This window comes from Deinococcus radiophilus (assembly GCF_020889625.1).
In the GTDB taxonomy this organism is placed as follows: Bacteria; Deinococcota; Deinococci; order Deinococcales; family Deinococcaceae; genus Deinococcus; species Deinococcus radiophilus.
In genome coordinates this window covers 1,674,876-1,689,228 of sequence record NZ_CP086380.1, presented here as the reverse complement: position 1 = coordinate 1,689,228, position 14,353 = coordinate 1,674,876, and the positions used below count along the sequence as shown (strand labels likewise).

Below are 14,353 nucleotides of genomic sequence, written 5' to 3'. Positions count from 1 at the left end.
ACGCTCTACACTCGGCCCATGCGTTCCATGACCCTGGCCCTGCTGCTGCTGGCACCCCTCTTGGGTGGCTGCCGCTACAACTATGTGCCGTTGATCCCGCCGGTGTCCGAAGTGCGGTTGCCACCCCGCGTGTTTGGCACGGCCATCGTCCGTAGCGGCGAAGACTTGGTCCTCACCGCCCGTGTGGACGGCGACTTTACAGCGGGCTATCTGGGCGTGACCTGGTTTGACGGTCCCCGCCAGATCGGGCAGGACTCGGTGTATCTGGACGCTCAGGAGCGGCAGGCCGTATTCCGGCTGAATGCCCCGCAGCCGGGGGCCTACCGCGCCGTGTTGAGCCTGGGTGGCACAGTGATGCGGCAGGCCGAACTGTATGAGGTCAAACCGTGAGTCAGGCCGCGGCTGGCAGGACCTTGAGCGGGGTGGTGGAATGGTCCCGTGGCCAGGCCGAGCGCCTGATCTGGCGTGATGGCAGAGTCGTGCCTTACCGCACCGAACCGCTCCCTGCTCCAGTCAACTACGGCTGCATTCCTGCCCTGCACAACCCCGCCGACGCTGCTGAGGTGGACGCCGTGTGGTTGGGCGACCCGCTGGAAGTTGGGAGGCAGGTTATGGCCCCACCTACCGGTCTGCTTTGGCTGGCAGACGGTGACCACAAGGTGATTTTTGGCGAGGATGACCGCACCTGTCAGGCCCTACTGGCCTGGTTCCCCCCGGAGCGTGGGGCGCGGCTGCTGGGGCCGGAAGCGGCCTGGGAATGGCTGGATTCACTCGGCTCTGCAGTTGTGCCCGCCTCGCCAACAGGCTTGTAAAGCAGCCAAGCAGAGTGAATCAAATGCACGGGCGGCCTCATGCCTGCGCCTTATAAAGAGCGTGGGCAATTTGGCGTGGCTTCCCGCATTCCGTCAGCGGTGGCGGAACCGTCAGCCGTCCTGATTGAACCGTTCTTCCGCTGCCCGCTTGATGGGGTTGTTGCGTGTCAGCTCGGTTTCGGCTTCGGCCCCCAGTCGGCGCTCATCCTTTCCGGTGGGACCAGGCAGCAAGCGGTTGGTCAGCCCCATCAGGTCGGCAGTCAGCTGGGGGGCCAGTGCCTGGGCGTATTTCAGGGCCAGCGCCGGCAAGCCGATCATGGTTTCGGCGTCACCGCGTACCAGGGCGTCTACCATCTGGCGGGCGGCGGTGTCGGCGGGCATGGATACCAGTGGCGTGTTGTCCAGCGTGGCAAACCAGGCGTACTCCTTCTCAAAGTCGCCCTTGATTACGGCGTTCTTGGGGCTGCCCGTCTGCATCAGTGCGGGCAGTACGGTGGTCACGCTGATGCCGTCGCGGGCCAGTTCGGCATTCAGAGCAGCCCCCAACCCTGCCGAGGCGAACTTGCTCATGGAATAAGGTCCCAGGTGTGGCACGGCCACTTTGCCGCCCACCGACGACACGATCAGTACCCGGCCCCCAGCGGTTTTCAGCTGTGGGTAGGCCGCACGGATCAGCCGCAGTGGCGCAAAGGCATTCACTTCCATGATCTCGCGCCAGTCGTCTTCGGTCATGTCCTGCACGGGGCCTGTCTGGATGATACCAGCGTTGTTCACGACCACATCCAGCGCCCCATACTCGCGCAGGGCCTGTTGAATGGCTCCCTCCAGATCATCCTGCTGAGTCACGTCTCCGGCGAAGGTGGTCACGGCAGCGCCCTGTTCGCGCAGGCCCGCCGCAGCACGTTCCAGATCATCTCCGGAGCGGGCCAGCAGGGTCAGCCGTGCGCCCCTCGCCGCAAATTCGCGGGCCAGGGCCAGCCCCAAGCCGCGTGAGCCGCCAGTGATCAGCACGCTTTTGCCGGTCAGGTCATAGCGCGGGATGAACTGGTGGCGGGCGGCGATGGCCGCACCTAAGCCCAGCAGCAGCAGTCGTTTCGGGAGTCTCATACCTCAGTCTGCCTGACCACATTGTCCTATTGGCCAGAGCGGCATTCAGCAAGGTTTCACAGGTGAGATTGCACTCAAAGCTCTGTAGTGCCCGTTCAAGGCCAGGCAGAGGTTCGGGGCTGACCATCCGCGCCCAGGTCATCCGCGCCCAGGTTTGGTGTATTCATCCCCGCTTTAGGGCTGTCTGCTGCTGCGCGGCCCACCTCTAGACTGGACAACATGACCAATCCTGCTACCGATCAGCGCGAACCGAGCATCTTCGAGCGCATCATTGCCCGCGAGATTCCTAGCGAGATCGTCTACGAGGACGATGATTACATTGCCATTCGGGACATTGCCCCCAAGGCACCCCTTCACCTGTTGGTGATTCCCAAGAAGTGGTCGCCGCGCCTGGACACCATTGCGGACCCTGACGAGATGGGCCGGCTGTGGCTCAAGGCCAGCGAAGTGGCCCGTCAGCACGCGCAGGATTACCGCCTGGTGGTGAATGTGGGTCAGGACGCAGGCATGATGGTGTACCACACCCACATCCACATCCTGGCGGGCTGGGAAAACGGTCCTGAAAGCGACGTGCTGTGACAGGTCTTCAGGAATTTGCCGGGGTCATCTTCGACTTTGACGGCGTGCTGATCGACTCTGAGGGGATTGCTTATGACGCCTGGGTGGGCGCGATGGGCGAGGCGGGCGAGCGGATCGGGCGTCAGGCGCTGATGGACGCGGGCAATGGCCTGACCAATGCCATGCTGCTGGCCTGGCTGCGTAACGAGCATGGCTGGACTCCACATGAGGGCTTCGGCACCGACTTGAACCGCCGTTTTGTAGAAGCTTTCGGCGCCGAGGCGGTGGTTCCAGGCGCTGCCGAGACGTTGCAGCGATTGACACAGGCAGGTGTCCCACTGGCTCTGGCAACCAACAGTGGTCAGGAGGAAATGGTCTTCAAGCTGGGGCGCGTGGGCCTGAGCGAAGTGTTTGCGGATCACGCCTACAACCCTTCGCACGTGGATGGCCGCGCCAAACCGGAGCCGGACCTCTACCGCCATGCCGCCGAGGCTTTGGGGCTGCAGCCGCAGCAGTGCCTGGTGATAGAAGACAGCCTGGTGGGCGTTCGGGCGGCGGTAGCGGCGGGGTGCGCGGTGTGGGGCATTACCGTGACCCACCACGACCCCTCATTGGCTGGTGAACTGCTTCAGGCCGGGGCTGCGCGGATTGTGGCGAGCCATGAGGAATTGCAAGCGGCACTGGGGCTGAGGGGCTGATAACTAAGCTTGTGTTTTGCCCTCAGATACCTTCGGTTAGAGGCCCGTTACTCTGGCCGCGCCTCTCGCTCCATCAGTGCCCCGACGGCCTGCTGCGGTGTCCACTCGCCCGCCGCTACCCGTGACACGGCATGGATGATCGGCAAGTCATGACCGTGCGCGTTGGCCCAGTCGTGCAGCAGGCGGGCCGTCCGTAGACCCTCCACGACCTTGCCGCCCTGCTCCGGGTGCCCCCCCTGCGCCAACGCTTCGCCCGCCGCCCGGTTGCGCGAGTGCCGACTGTTGGCCGTGGCCATCAGGTCGCCCAGGCCGCTCAGGCCATACAGGGTGTCCGGCTGCGCTCCTGACCAGGCCAGGTAGCGGCCCATTTCCGGCAGTCCCCGTGTCAGCAGTGAGGCTTTGGCATTGTCGCCCAGGCCCAGACCATCTCCCATTCCGGCAGCTACAGCCAACACATTTTTCAGAACTCCGCCCAGCTCCACGCCCACGGGATCGTCGCTGGTATAGGGCCTCAGGCTGGAAGACTGCAGCAGGGACTGGGCCTGGCGGGCCAGCGCCTCATCCTGACTGGCGATGACGGTGGCCGCTGGCAGTCCCCGTCCGATTTCCTCGGCGTGGTTGGGGCCACTCAGGACCGCCAGCTGCCCGAAGCCCTGTGTCGCCGCCAGTTCGCCCAGCCGCTCGCCGCCGGGGCCCAAACCCTTGGCACACAGCACCAGTGGCAGGTCTTGGGGCAACCTGGAAAGCAGGTCCGGCACGCCCACGCTGGGAGTGACCACCAAGGCCAAGGCTGCGCCTTCAAGCGCAGCGTCTAGGTCAGCCGTAATTTGCAATTCTGGTGGCAACGTGACGCCGGGCAGGTAAGGAACGTTTTCGCGCTGCTCGCGTAGCGTGCCTGCTGCATCCTCACGCCTGGCCCACAGGGTCACATCACTTTGTCCTGCACGGCCTAGGGCCAGTGCCAGCGCTGTGCCCCAGCCTCCCGCGCCGAGCACGGCCACTTTGGTTCGGTGGGGGGTCATGCCTCGTCCTTCCAGGCAAAGACCCAGATGCGGGGCGTGTCCTCATTGGGCGCGGCGTAATCGGGATACTCCACAATTTCCCACCGCGCAAAGCCCGCCGCCCGCAGCAGCGGTTCCACCTCGCCCGCGTCGTAGCCACGTTCGCGGTGAATCTCGATGAATTCTTCCACCTCGCCGCCGTCGCGCACCACCCGGCAGAGTGCCTGCACCACGCCTAGCTCGGCATCGGCGTCGTAGGTGTGTGACCAGTGGTAATGCACCTCGGAGCCGTCGGCTGCAGGGGCCACGCCTTCCATCACGTCGCCGTCCCACAGCTCACGCACGCCCAGGCGGGTGTTCAGGTCGCAGGCCAGCAGCCCGCCGGGGCGCAGGTGGGCCGCTGCCCGCGCGAAGGCCTGCCCCAGTTCTTCTGCGCTCAGCAGGTTGTTCAGGCTGTCAAACACGCAGGTGATCAGGTCGAAACGTTCTTTCAGTGCAAAGGTCCGCAGGTCGCCCTGCACCAGCGGCGTGCCCTGGGGCAGCCGGGCGCGGGCCATCTCCAGCATCTCGGCCGAGCCGTCCAGGCCGGTCACCTCCCAGCCCGCATGTAGCAGTTCGCGGGTCAGGCCGCCGGTGCCGCAGGCGAGGTCCAGTGCCCGCTCCCCGCTCAGGCCCTGGTCGCGGGCATAGGTCAGGATAAAGTCGGCCCAGTGGTCGTACTCCACATCGTCCATCATGGTGTCGTACACGGCGGCCAGGGCGGTAAAGGGGGCGTGCTGCATGGGGGACAGTGTAGCGGCGCAGGGCTGACAGGGCGGTGACGCGGAGAGCAGCCTTATAAACCGGAAAACCGCCCCCGGAGGAGCGGTATTGGTGAGTGCTTTTGATCAGTTGTTGTCGGGCTGACCGTTGACGCTGGCGTAGCCGAGAGCGCTATCTGCTACGGTCACCGTAAAGTCCGCTGCGCCGTTGGCGGCCACAGTGCAGGTATCAACCCCCGCGGGAGCAGCTTTCCAGCCGTAGGCGGTGCCGTTCACACTGGAAGCAATTCCCGTGCAGTCGCCATGCGCCTGAACAATATCACTGGATTGCAAGCGGAAGTTACTGGCCATGGCGGCGGTCACAGCCTTGTACACGTTGGCGCTGTGGGCCTGGATGGCCCGCTCCTGGGCAGTTTCGTGGGCACCGAGCAGCTGAAGAATCAGTGCGGTGGCCAGGATGCCGATGATCGCAACGACGATCAGCAACTCCACGACGGTAAATCCATTGTTTTGCATGTTCGGACTTGATCTGAAAGGTGCAACGGAGCTGCCTCCATGGGCAGCTCCGCTGGTGGTCAAGCTAGGTTACGGTCCTCAGTTTAGTTAGGCTGGCCGTTGACGCTGGTGTAGCCGAGAGCGCTATCTGCTACGGTCACCGTAAAGTCCGCTGCGCCGTTGGCGGCCACAGTGCAGGTATCAACCCCCGCGGGAGCAGCTTTCCAGCCGTAGGCAGTGCTGCTCACACTGGCAACGGCAGCCGTGCAGTCACTGTGAGCCGTTGCGATAGCCGTGGGGGTCAGGCTAATATTGCTGGCCATAGCAGCGGTCACGGCTTTGTACACGTTGGCGCTGTGGGCCTGGATGGCACGCTCCTGGGCAGTTTCACGGGCACCCAGCAACTGGGGGATCAGCACGGCGGCCAGGATGCCAATGATGGCGATGACGATCAGCAGTTCAATCAGGGTGAAACCAGCAGTGTTGTTTTTCATGTTGTTCTCCTTGTGGGGTGGTCAGTGCAGATAAGGTATAGGGATAGGTTCTGCGCCGACTCTAGGTAGTGCTTAGCAGTGCGGGGGCGTTGGTTGGCCGCGGGCAATCGCCGCAATCGGGCCTCCTCCGTTTCTGCTGACCTGAGCATAGGCCCGCAATTCTCACAATGGTCTTACGCAGCGCTGCACGGCGGCAGGTGGCAATCTTTAGACTTGGTATAGTGTGTCCTGAACGCGGTTTTTGGGCTGTGCACTCCGGCCTGGGCCTGGGCAGAGCGGCTGTTTTCATTCCAGATTGACCTGATTTGGCCCATTCTTCTTGCAAGGTTCTGGCAGAATCGGCGCACGGAAAGCGTGGAACATGTATGACCAGGCATGACGGTGACAAGCTTTGAGCTGTGGAGTGTGGGTGGTGAGGAGGTTGGCGGGGCGATGGGCGGCCTCTGCTCCCGGCCCTGAGTGGCGTACATCGTACATCGCTTATCACCCATCAGCTGCGTTAGCGGCGGAACCATCAAGCTTGCGTCCCTGCGGTATGATGCCGGAGTTGCGCGGGGTCGGCTGGCCCTGTCCGCGAATCTGCGAGGCCGCGCCATACGGCTCCCCGCCCATGCTTAGGCCCTGGCTCCGGTCAGCGCAGTACTGATCCTTAGAGGGTCATGTATTGGCCCGCGCCTTTGCCTCCGCCGCCCCTCATCCCTGCGCTCAACAAGCACGTTCTATGTCGCCCCTGTCAGGAGAGTAGCTATGCCGCCCCGCCCCAAGGTCACCCCATGAGAGTATCCCTATGGAACTAAGCCCCCGCGTCGCGCCCCATTCCAATGACGCCGAAATCAGTGTGCTGGGCAGTGTCTTGCTGGACAACGATGTCCTGAGCGCGCTGGGCGATACCGTCTCGGCGGAGATGTTTTACCGCGAGGGCCACCGCAAGATTTTCCGGGCCATGCAAAAGCTGCAAGAGCGCGGCGAGCCGGTGGATCTGGTGACGCTCAGCGAGGACCTGCGCGCTGGCGGGCAGCTGGACGAGGTGGGCGGCCTGACCTACCTGATTGGCCTCTCGGACCAGGTGCCGACCGCTGCCTATGCCGAGCACTACGCCCGGATCGTCAGCGAAAAGCATACCCTGCGCCAGTTGATCGGCGCTGCAGGTAAGGTCATGCAACTGGCCTATGACGGCGCACAGCCGCTGGAGGACCTGCTGGACGGGGCCGAAAAGGCCATCTTCAGTGTGGCCGAGCAGAAGCAAAAAGGCGGCGACTTCGAGGTGATGAGTGACGTGGTGCACGACACCTTCGAGTACATCACCCTGCTTCACCAGAACCGGGGCATGCCCGACGGCGTCGGCTCCGGCTTTCATGACCTCGACGAGACGCTCTCAGGGTTCCAGAAAGGCAGCCTGAATGTGCTGGCGGCGCGGCCAAGTATGGGCAAATGTGTCAGTGCGGACACGCTGATCGACGACCCCCGTACAGGCGAGCGCCTCACCGTAGAGGCGTTCGTGCAGCAGCAGCGCCCCGAAGTGCTGAGTGTCAGCGAGACGGGGCAGCTGCGGCGGACCAGGGTGGGAGCCTGGATCGACAGCGGCGTCAAACCCGTGGCCCGCGTCACCACTCGACTGGGGCGCCAGGTTGAAACGACCCTGCACCATCCGTTTTTGGGGGCAGACGGCTGGACACCGCTGTATGACCTGAAGGTGGGTGACCGGGTGGCCGTGCCTCGCCGCGTGCCTGTCTTCGGCGCTGGGCAGCTGAGCCGCGAACGGGTGCGGTTGCTGGCCTATCTGATCGCTGAGGGCGGCTTGACCCAGAGTAGTCCCCGCTGGACCAATGCTGACCCTGAGTTGGTGGCCGATTTCCGCGCCTGTCTGCGCGCCGAGTTTCCAGAGCTGGAGATGCACCAAGATGCCCGCACAGGCATTGATTTCCGGCTTAGCCGACGCTGGCAGCCGGGTGAGGAAAAGGCGCGGCCTAACCCCCTGACCGAGTGGCTGCGTGAACTGGGACTGTGGGGTCAACTCGCCGAACACAAGCGCTTCCCGGCCCTCGTCTGGACGCTCCCCGAAGCCGCACTGGCTGAATTTTTGCGGGTGTTGCTGAGCTGCGACGGCACACTGTACGCTCTGGCTGGGCGGGCGCGGATTGAGTTCACCGTGGCCAGCGAGAGGCTGGCGCAGGACGTGCAACATGCCCTGACCCGTCTGGGAATCGTCAGCAAGCTGTGGTGCAAGACGCCACGTTCCTGGCGGGTGGAGATCACCGAGCCGCGCAGTCTGACGCAGTATGAGCAGGCGGTGGGCTGGCTGGGTGAAAAGTCCCGGCGGGCCATTCCGGTCAGCGACGGGAACCGCAGCAATGTCGGTCACCTGCCCGTGGGGGTGTGGTCACATGTCCGCCAGCGGGCTGGCGAGCGGGGCCTGAGCCTGCGTGCCTTGGCGCTGGCTGCTGGGGAACCTGCCCCAGCGGGTTACAATCCACACACCTCCCGTGGGCTGCCTCAGCGCCGCGCCGCCGGTTATGCGGCGGTTCTGGATGATCCACATCTGGCCATGCTGAGCAGCGATGATCTGTACTGGGATGAGATTGTCGGCATTGAGCCGCTCGGCGAAAAGCAAGTGTATGACCTGACCGTTCCTGGAGACGCCAACTTTGTGGCGGCGGATTTCTGCCTGCACAACACCGCCTTCGCCCTCTCGATCGCCCAGAACATCGGTCTGCGCGGTGAAAAGACCGTGGCGATCTTCAGCCTGGAAATGCCCAGTGTCCATCTGGTGCTGCGGATGCTGTGCAGCGAGGCGCGGGTGGATATGAACCGCATCCGCAACGGGCAGCTGGGTGAGCGCGACTTCGAGCGGCTGGCTCACGCCGCCGGCCGACTGGCCGAAGCGCCCATCGTGATTGACGATCAGCCGGACCTGACGCTCAATACCCTGCGCTCCAAACTGCGCCGCATTGCCGCGCAGCGGGGACAGCTGGGCATGGTGGTCATTGACTACCTGCAGCTGATGTCCGGCAGCCGGGGCGGTGGCAGCGAGAACCGCCAGCAGGAGATCAGCACCATTTCGCGTGGTCTGAAGGGCCTGGCGCGTGAAATGGATGTGCCGATCATCGTGCTTTCGCAGCTGTCACGCGCGGTCGAGTCGCGGCCCAACCACAGACCCATGCTCTCGGACCTGCGTGAATCGGGCGCGATTGAGCAAGACGCCGACATCGTGATGTTTATCTACCGCGACGAGTATTACAACAAAGAAACTGACCAGCAAGGCATTGCTGAGATCATCGTAGGCAAAAACCGCAACGGTCCGGTAGGCACGGTCAAGCTGCAATTTCACAGCGCCCATGTGCGTTTTAACGATCTGGCCGGAGAAGGAGCCGTATGAGCGAAGACAGAAGCAACCCCGCTGCCCAACCCCGGCCTCGCCGCCGCCGCTCTGGTCGGCGTGGTCAGGGAAGGCCAGCCGCTCAGGCGCCCGCTGTCACTCCCGCCCCCACCGCGACCAGCACACCCCCGGCCACGGGCACTCCTGCCGATGCGGGCCGCACCCAACAGCGCCGCCGCCGCAGCCGGAGCAAGACCAAAAAGATTGGCAACAACGTGCAGTACCCCGGCCAGGTCACCAACGACACCTCGGTTCCCAAGACGGCGGCCCCCAGTCGCCGGGGCAAAAAACGCAGCCGTCCGCTGGTCATGCCGCGCATTGGGGTGGGCTGTGTGGTCATGCGCGGCGATGAGATCTTGCTGGTGCGTGAGCGGGGCCGCTGGTCGCTGCCCAAGGGTGGGCTGGAATCCGGCGAACTGCTGCAAGACGGTGCCCGCCGCGAAACCTATGAGGAAACCGGGCTGGTGATCGAACTGCGCGACCTGGCCTTTGTGGTGGAGTTCCAGGCCGAGTCGTGGGGCCATCACCTCCAGTTCTTCTACACCGGCCGAGAAGTGGGCGGCGAACTGGCCCCCGGGGACCCTGACCGTGACGTGCAGGAAGCCCGCTTCGTGCCGATCCGTGAACTGCGCGAATACATCCGCTTCCGACCCCGGCTGGTCTCGCTGGAAACCTGGCTGCATGAGCGCCGCCCCCGGCACTTTGTGTTCAATCTGGACCAGGAACCGGCCATGCTGCGCCGCCGCCGTCCGGGTGTAGGCGCAGTGCGGCGCGGGAGCGACACCGAAGAACCTGATCTGGAATAGGTGAGCTGAAACATAGCTGTGGGGCGGAGGCTGGGTCCAATCCACCAGCCCCTTTTCAGGCCCAAGGTAATCTGTTATTTTCGTAATATGACAAAGAAATTTACAAAACCAATGAAAAGGAACTGGAAGGATGATCCCTTTCCGGCCAGTGGGCGGCACTACCTGTACGTATGCCCCGACTGCGGCAGCCGGATGGAGCTACACGATCTACGCGACGGCGATCAGGCCTACTGGTGCCATCCCTGTGCGCAGGGGCACCGCGCTGGCGAGCCGCCGCTGGAAGCTCTCCGGCACGAGGCAAGCGGCGAAGTGGCCTGAAGTTAGCCCTGGCGTGGGCCTGAGAGTTGCCGCTCCAGTTCGCTGACGCGTCCACTCAGCTCGCGGTTCTGGCGCAGCAGGGCCAGCAGCAGCAGGGCGTAGTGATCGTACAACTTGGGGCGTTCCATTCGGACCTCGCCGGACATCCACTCGCCCAGCAAACGCTCGGATTCAGCAAGGATTTCCTGGTCCGGCACCTCGCGCCATTGACGGTCTCGCAGAATGGTCCGGGCAAAGTTCAGCTCGTCGCTCATGCGGTCACTGTACAGGGGCAGGAGGAAGCTGGATGGGTTTGCCACTGACGCGGCCGATAGATGATGGAGAGGAAAAGGCAGAATGGGTCCTGGGAACGGAGTGAGTATCCACCGGGGGCGGCCCAGAGACTGCCGCCATGTCGCGAAAGAGGCAGCAAGTCGCTGGCATAAAGCGCATGGGTGATAGGACGTGTCAGTCCCCCTCCATCACCCATCAATTGCGCCGCCCTCAGAAGTGGTGTTCCCCCGTCACCCAGTAGGGAATGCGCTCGGCCACATTTTCCATATGGTCCCCGATGCGCTCGATGGCACGGCCAATTCGCATGAGTTGCAGGGCTGCCGCCACCTGATCTGGCTCGCTCATCATGCTGCTGATCAGGTCCTGTTGCAGCTTTTCGAACAGATCGTCAATCTCATCGTCCATGCGGACCGTGGCCTCGGCCCGGGCCACGTCCCGGTCGGCCAGAGCCGTGCGGAGCGACTGGCTCATTTCTTCCAGGCGGGCCATCATGCGGCTCAGGGTGGCCCGCTGGCTGCCCGGAACTTGCAGGCCCTCGCTGTCCTCGGCCACATGGACCACGTAGTCGCCCATGCGCTCGATATCGGTCAGGCATTTCAGAATCAGGCCCAGCTGGCGCAGGTCGCGGGCCACCGGCTGGTGCAGCGCGATGACGCGCAGGCAGTCCGATTCAATCTGGGCCTCCATTTGGTCCACTTCGCCGTCAATGCTCCGCAGCTGCTCCACATGCTGACGCTCACCGTCCAGCAGGGCCGCAGCGCCCAGCGAATACATCCGCTCTACGGTGCCGATCATGTTCAAAGTAGCATTCAGACTGTTCTTGAGTTCTTGGTCCAGGACATCGCGCATGTGTGTTTGCTCCTTGTGCCGCCTGACGCTGCCGAGATGGCGGCAGTCAGGCAGAGTTCGCTGATGCTGACCGTACCATGAGCAAGCGCGGGTTTTGTCAGCTTTTTGTAATGTCTTTTTGCCGGAATTTGTGCTTGGTCAACGTACTTATGGGGATACCACTTTGAGTCCGGCGTATTTGAGCAGCAGCCGCTTTTGCCCGACGCCCGGAAAGTAGACCAGTACCTCGCGCCGTTCACCCTGCCCGAAGCCCTGCAGCAAATGCCCCTCGCCCCATTTGGGGTGTGCCAGCCGCAGCGGAGAGGTGCTGGTCGCCACCGCCCGCCCAATCTCGCGGCTGGGGATGCCGAGCCGCGCCGAGACTTCGGGCAGCGACAGCCCACGCAGGTCCAGCAGCTCGCGGGCCTGACTGGGCCAGTCGGCAGGCGGCTGCGGTACATCGGCAGGGGGTGGGATGGAGAACGGCCGCGCTGGGGCAGCGTCGGCAAGATGGGGTTGTGTCAGCTCCTGGGCGGGGATAGCGGTCAACCCCGGTACCTGGGCCAGCAGCGCCCGCGCCGCAAACTTGTTGACCGGGCGGCGCTCCCCGCTGGGCAGCAGTGGCGCGTAGCAGCGGCTCACGGCGATGCACTCGAAGCAGCCTTCGGGCGAGGTGCAGCAGTCTTTTTCGGTGAGTTCCAGCGAGCGTTGCAGCAGAGCCGGCAGACTATCCAGCGCTCGCCGCGCGATGCCCAGCCCGCCGCGCCAGTCATCGTAAATGTAAAAGGACGTATCAAAGCCGCTGCGAAAGGCCCCGGCCAGGTCGCCCGCCTCGCAGGCCACCGCTTCGGGAATCAGCTTCTGGAGCAGGTGCTTGAGCGTATGCGCCGCCGCCGTGGGCTGCTCGGTGGCCGCGGCGTCAATCGCCACTTCGAGCGCCACCGTCCGCAGCGGTTCCAGGGTCACCGGTTGGTCATACAGATGCTCGGAAATCTTCTGGTCCTGCATCCGGTCCTGAATGGTCCCGCCGCATCGGCGGCAGACCCGCTCGGTGGGTTCGGGAATGCGGTCACAGCCCAGACAGACCCGCTCAAAGAGGGACCGGATAATCTGATAGCCCCGGTAGACCCGCGTCACCTGCACCGTTCCGGCGCGGTAGGCCACCGGCCCCTGGCGCGTCCATTCGCCCATGTCCAGCGGCTGCACCCGCACCTCGTACAGCCCGCGTGTCATCTGCCCGCCCGCCGCGTAGGGTTGCACCAAGATGGCGGTGCCACGCGGGGTTTTTTCCCAGTGGGTCACCTTGTAGTCCTGTCCGTCCAGGCTGAAGACCGCTTCCTCGTGCTTTTCGGTCAGGGCGTAGTGCTGCGAGGGACTTTCGAGCGGGAAATTTAGCGCCCCTGTGCCCAGTTTGTCCCACTGGCTCTGCTCGATGACGTGAAAGGCGGCCATATCTTCGCCGCGCAGCAGCCAGTGCGCGGGCGCTGGCCGGGGGTCGTCCGGCGGCAGCGGCAGCCCGGCGGCGCGGAACTCGGCCTGCATCCGGTCCTGGTGGCGGGGGGCCAGATAGGGGTTTTCGGCTTCGACCACTGCTTTTTCGATGGGGCCAGTCAGCAGCTCGCGGAAGTTGCCTGCGTTGGAATAAAAGGCGTCTACTGGCAGCGGCACCCCGCCCGCGCTGAGGGTGGGCAGGTACAGCACGGCGCCGGGGCCGACTCGCCCGGAGCGGCCCGCCATCTGCCGGAAGGCCATGCGTGAGCCGGGGTAGCCGTCCAGAATCACCACCTCCAGATCACCGATGTCCACCCCGGCCTCCAGCGCGTTGGTGGCGAACATCACGCCGCTGCGGGCGCTGCGAAAGCCCGTCAGCCGCCCCGCCCGCTCGGACGTGCCGGACATGTACAGATGCACGAAGTCGTTGTAGCGCTCCTGGCGGCGGTAGGCCCCGTACAGCCGCGCCGCCCGCGAACGGCCCCGGAAAAAGGCCAGCACTTTCAGCTCACGCTCCGCCGCCGAGCGGACCACTGCGTCCCAGAAGCGCCGGGGCTGCCCCCGGTGGTCGGCCAGGTAGTAACGCTTGCCGTGCCGCGCCGCGCCGGACTGCGCGACCTCCACGGCATCTACGCCGACCAGTTCGCGGGCAAATTGCGCCGGATTGCCGATGGTAGCGGTACTCAGGACGACCTGCGGGCTGGCCCCCAGCGCCCGGCTGAGTGCCAGCAAGCGACGCAGCATCCCCGACACCTCCGACCCGAAGCCGCCCCGGTAGGTGTGCGCCTCGTCCAACACCAGATATTTCAGGTGCCGCAGGAATTCACGCACGCGCCCATGGGTCAGGTTCCAGTGCAGCTTGTCGGGGGTGGCCGTGACCATCCGCACGCCGGGGGCGAAGGCCTGCGCGGGCTGGGCGCTGCCCTGAAATTCACCGATGGGCCAGCCGAAGTCACCGCGCCGGGCAAACTCCTGCAATTTCTCGCGCTGATCCTGCCCCAGCGCCACCAGCGGGTAAACCAGCAGCGCAGTGGCCTGCGGGTCGCGTTCCAGCGCCCCGAACAGCGCGGGGAAAAAGGCCCCGGTCTTGCCGCTGGCGGTGGGCGTGGTCACGATCACATGTTGGCCCTGTTCCAGTAGGCGGTAAGTGGCGGCTTGGTGGCGGTAGGCCGCACCGAACCCGAAGCCCCGGCGCACCGCCTCACTCCAGCCCAGTTCAGAAACCGGCACGATGTCTGCCGGAGCCGCCTCTTCCTCATACAGCAGACTGGCCCCGCCGCCCAGCGTGTCCCGCACAAATCCTTCCAGGCGGGCGAAACGTGGATCGGCGGTCAT

Annotated in this window: 15 protein-coding genes; 7 read left to right on the top strand and 8 right to left on the bottom strand. The window is 64.5% G+C overall.

Annotated elements, in window-relative coordinates:
- The first annotated feature begins 18 nt into the window (after window positions 1-18).
- Together LMT64_RS08500 and LMT64_RS08495 are read left to right on the top strand one after the other, a co-directional pair.
- Window positions 19-390 (top strand): hypothetical protein, encoded by a 372-nt coding sequence (locus LMT64_RS08500; RefSeq protein WP_126351066.1) that lies wholly within the window; start codon window positions 19-21, stop codon window positions 388-390.
- A gap of 35 nt (window positions 391-425) precedes the next feature.
- Entirely contained in the window at window positions 426-812 is a 387-nt protein-coding gene (locus LMT64_RS08495; RefSeq protein ID WP_170165902.1) for an inorganic pyrophosphatase, read from the top strand.
- A gap of 111 nt (window positions 813-923) precedes the next feature.
- Here LMT64_RS08495 and LMT64_RS08490 read toward each other — a convergent pair whose 3' ends face one another.
- On the bottom strand, window positions 924-1,919 hold the full coding sequence (locus tag LMT64_RS08490; RefSeq protein WP_126351068.1) for an SDR family NAD(P)-dependent oxidoreductase: 996 nt from the start codon (window positions 1,917-1,919) through the stop codon (window positions 924-926).
- Between the two features lie 219 nt (window positions 1,920-2,138).
- On the opposite strand from LMT64_RS08490, the gene LMT64_RS08485 reads away from it, so the two are divergent.
- Complete coding sequence (locus LMT64_RS08485) at window positions 2,139-2,498, top strand: histidine triad nucleotide-binding protein (protein WP_126351069.1); 360 nt, start codon at window positions 2,139-2,141, stop codon at window positions 2,496-2,498.
- Window positions 2,495-3,175: an HAD family hydrolase gene (locus LMT64_RS08480; RefSeq protein ID WP_126351070.1), complete on the top strand. Its 681-nt coding sequence runs from the start codon at window positions 2,495-2,497 to the stop codon at window positions 3,173-3,175. Before LMT64_RS08485 ends, LMT64_RS08480 begins: the two co-directional genes overlap by 4 nt.
- A gap of 47 nt (window positions 3,176-3,222) precedes the next feature.
- Here LMT64_RS08480 and LMT64_RS08475 read toward each other — a convergent pair whose 3' ends face one another.
- The 4 genes from LMT64_RS08475 to LMT64_RS08460 all read right to left on the bottom strand — a co-directional run bounded on the left by LMT64_RS08475 (window position 3,223) and on the right by LMT64_RS08460 (window position 5,926).
- Complete coding sequence (locus LMT64_RS08475; protein WP_126351071.1) at window positions 3,223-4,197, bottom strand: NAD(P)H-dependent glycerol-3-phosphate dehydrogenase; 975 nt, start codon at window positions 4,195-4,197, stop codon at window positions 3,223-3,225.
- Window positions 4,194-4,958, bottom strand: coding sequence for a class I SAM-dependent DNA methyltransferase (locus tag LMT64_RS08470; protein WP_126351072.1), 765 nt, complete (start codon window positions 4,956-4,958; stop codon window positions 4,194-4,196). Before LMT64_RS08470 ends, LMT64_RS08475 begins: the two co-directional genes overlap by 4 nt.
- 105 nt (window positions 4,959-5,063) lie before the next feature.
- Complete coding sequence (locus tag LMT64_RS08465) at window positions 5,064-5,453, bottom strand: type II secretion system protein (protein ID WP_126351073.1); 390 nt, start codon at window positions 5,451-5,453, stop codon at window positions 5,064-5,066.
- Between the two features lie 83 nt (window positions 5,454-5,536).
- Complete coding sequence (locus LMT64_RS08460; protein WP_126351074.1) at window positions 5,537-5,926, bottom strand: type II secretion system protein; 390 nt, start codon at window positions 5,924-5,926, stop codon at window positions 5,537-5,539.
- 787 nt (window positions 5,927-6,713) lie between these two features.
- Here LMT64_RS08460 and dnaB point away from each other — a divergent pair.
- From dnaB to LMT64_RS08445, 3 genes are all read left to right on the top strand, one after another.
- The gene (gene dnaB, locus LMT64_RS08455) at window positions 6,714-9,302 is read left to right on the top strand and encodes a replicative DNA helicase (RefSeq protein ID WP_126351075.1); all 2,589 of its coding nucleotides are present in this window, start codon (window positions 6,714-6,716) and stop codon (window positions 9,300-9,302) included.
- Complete coding sequence (locus LMT64_RS08450; protein WP_229253158.1) at window positions 9,299-10,108, top strand: NUDIX domain-containing protein; 810 nt, start codon at window positions 9,299-9,301, stop codon at window positions 10,106-10,108. The genes dnaB and LMT64_RS08450 overlap by 4 nt, the downstream gene beginning before the upstream one ends.
- A 111-nt stretch (window positions 10,109-10,219) precedes the next feature.
- Window positions 10,220-10,426 (top strand): hypothetical protein, encoded by a 207-nt coding sequence (locus tag LMT64_RS08445; protein ID WP_170165903.1) that lies wholly within the window; start codon window positions 10,220-10,222, stop codon window positions 10,424-10,426.
- A gap of 2 nt (window positions 10,427-10,428) precedes the next feature.
- Here the strand turns inward: LMT64_RS08445 and LMT64_RS08440 are convergent, their stop codons facing one another.
- The 3 genes from LMT64_RS08440 to LMT64_RS08430 form a co-directional block, all read right to left on the bottom strand.
- A complete protein-coding gene (locus tag LMT64_RS08440; protein ID WP_126351078.1) occupies window positions 10,429-10,680 on the bottom strand; it encodes a hypothetical protein in 252 nt (83 codons plus the stop codon).
- Window positions 10,681-10,909: 229 nt separating this feature from the next.
- Window positions 10,910-11,548, bottom strand: coding sequence for a phosphate signaling complex protein PhoU (gene phoU, locus LMT64_RS08435; protein WP_126351079.1), 639 nt, complete (start codon window positions 11,546-11,548; stop codon window positions 10,910-10,912).
- A 147-nt stretch (window positions 11,549-11,695) separates the two neighbouring features.
- On the bottom strand, window positions 11,696-14,353 hold the full coding sequence (locus LMT64_RS08430) for a DEAD/DEAH box helicase (RefSeq protein ID WP_126351080.1): 2,658 nt from the start codon (window positions 14,351-14,353) through the stop codon (window positions 11,696-11,698).

Coding starts and splice junctions, on each gene's coding strand:
- LMT64_RS08500 (WP_126351066.1), top strand. CDS start 19: ATGCGTTCCATGACCCTGGCCCTGCTGCTGCTGGCACCCCTCTTGGGT.
- LMT64_RS08450 (WP_229253158.1), top strand. CDS start 9,299: ATGAGCGAAGACAGAAGCAACCCCGCTGCCCAACCCCGGCCTCGCCGC.
- dnaB (WP_126351075.1), top strand. CDS start 6,714: ATGGAACTAAGCCCCCGCGTCGCGCCCCATTCCAATGACGCCGAAATC.
- LMT64_RS08460 (WP_126351074.1), bottom strand. CDS start 5,926: ATGAAAAACAACACTGCTGGTTTCACCCTGATTGAACTGCTGATCGTC.
- LMT64_RS08475 (WP_126351071.1), bottom strand. CDS start 4,197: ATGACCCCCCACCGAACCAAAGTGGCCGTGCTCGGCGCGGGAGGCTGG.
- LMT64_RS08490 (WP_126351068.1), bottom strand. CDS start 1,919: ATGAGACTCCCGAAACGACTGCTGCTGCTGGGCTTAGGTGCGGCCATC.
- LMT64_RS08445 (WP_170165903.1), top strand. CDS start 10,220: ATGAAAAGGAACTGGAAGGATGATCCCTTTCCGGCCAGTGGGCGGCAC.
- LMT64_RS08465 (WP_126351073.1), bottom strand. CDS start 5,453: ATGCAAAACAATGGATTTACCGTCGTGGAGTTGCTGATCGTCGTTGCG.
- LMT64_RS08430 (WP_126351080.1), bottom strand. CDS start 14,353: ATGACCGCCGATCCACGTTTCGCCCGCCTGGAAGGATTTGTGCGGGAC.
- LMT64_RS08440 (WP_126351078.1), bottom strand. CDS start 10,680: ATGAGCGACGAGCTGAACTTTGCCCGGACCATTCTGCGAGACCGTCAA.
- LMT64_RS08470 (WP_126351072.1), bottom strand. CDS start 4,958: ATGCAGCACGCCCCCTTTACCGCCCTGGCCGCCGTGTACGACACCATG.
- LMT64_RS08485 (WP_126351069.1), top strand. CDS start 2,139: ATGACCAATCCTGCTACCGATCAGCGCGAACCGAGCATCTTCGAGCGC.
- phoU (WP_126351079.1), bottom strand. CDS start 11,548: ATGCGCGATGTCCTGGACCAAGAACTCAAGAACAGTCTGAATGCTACT.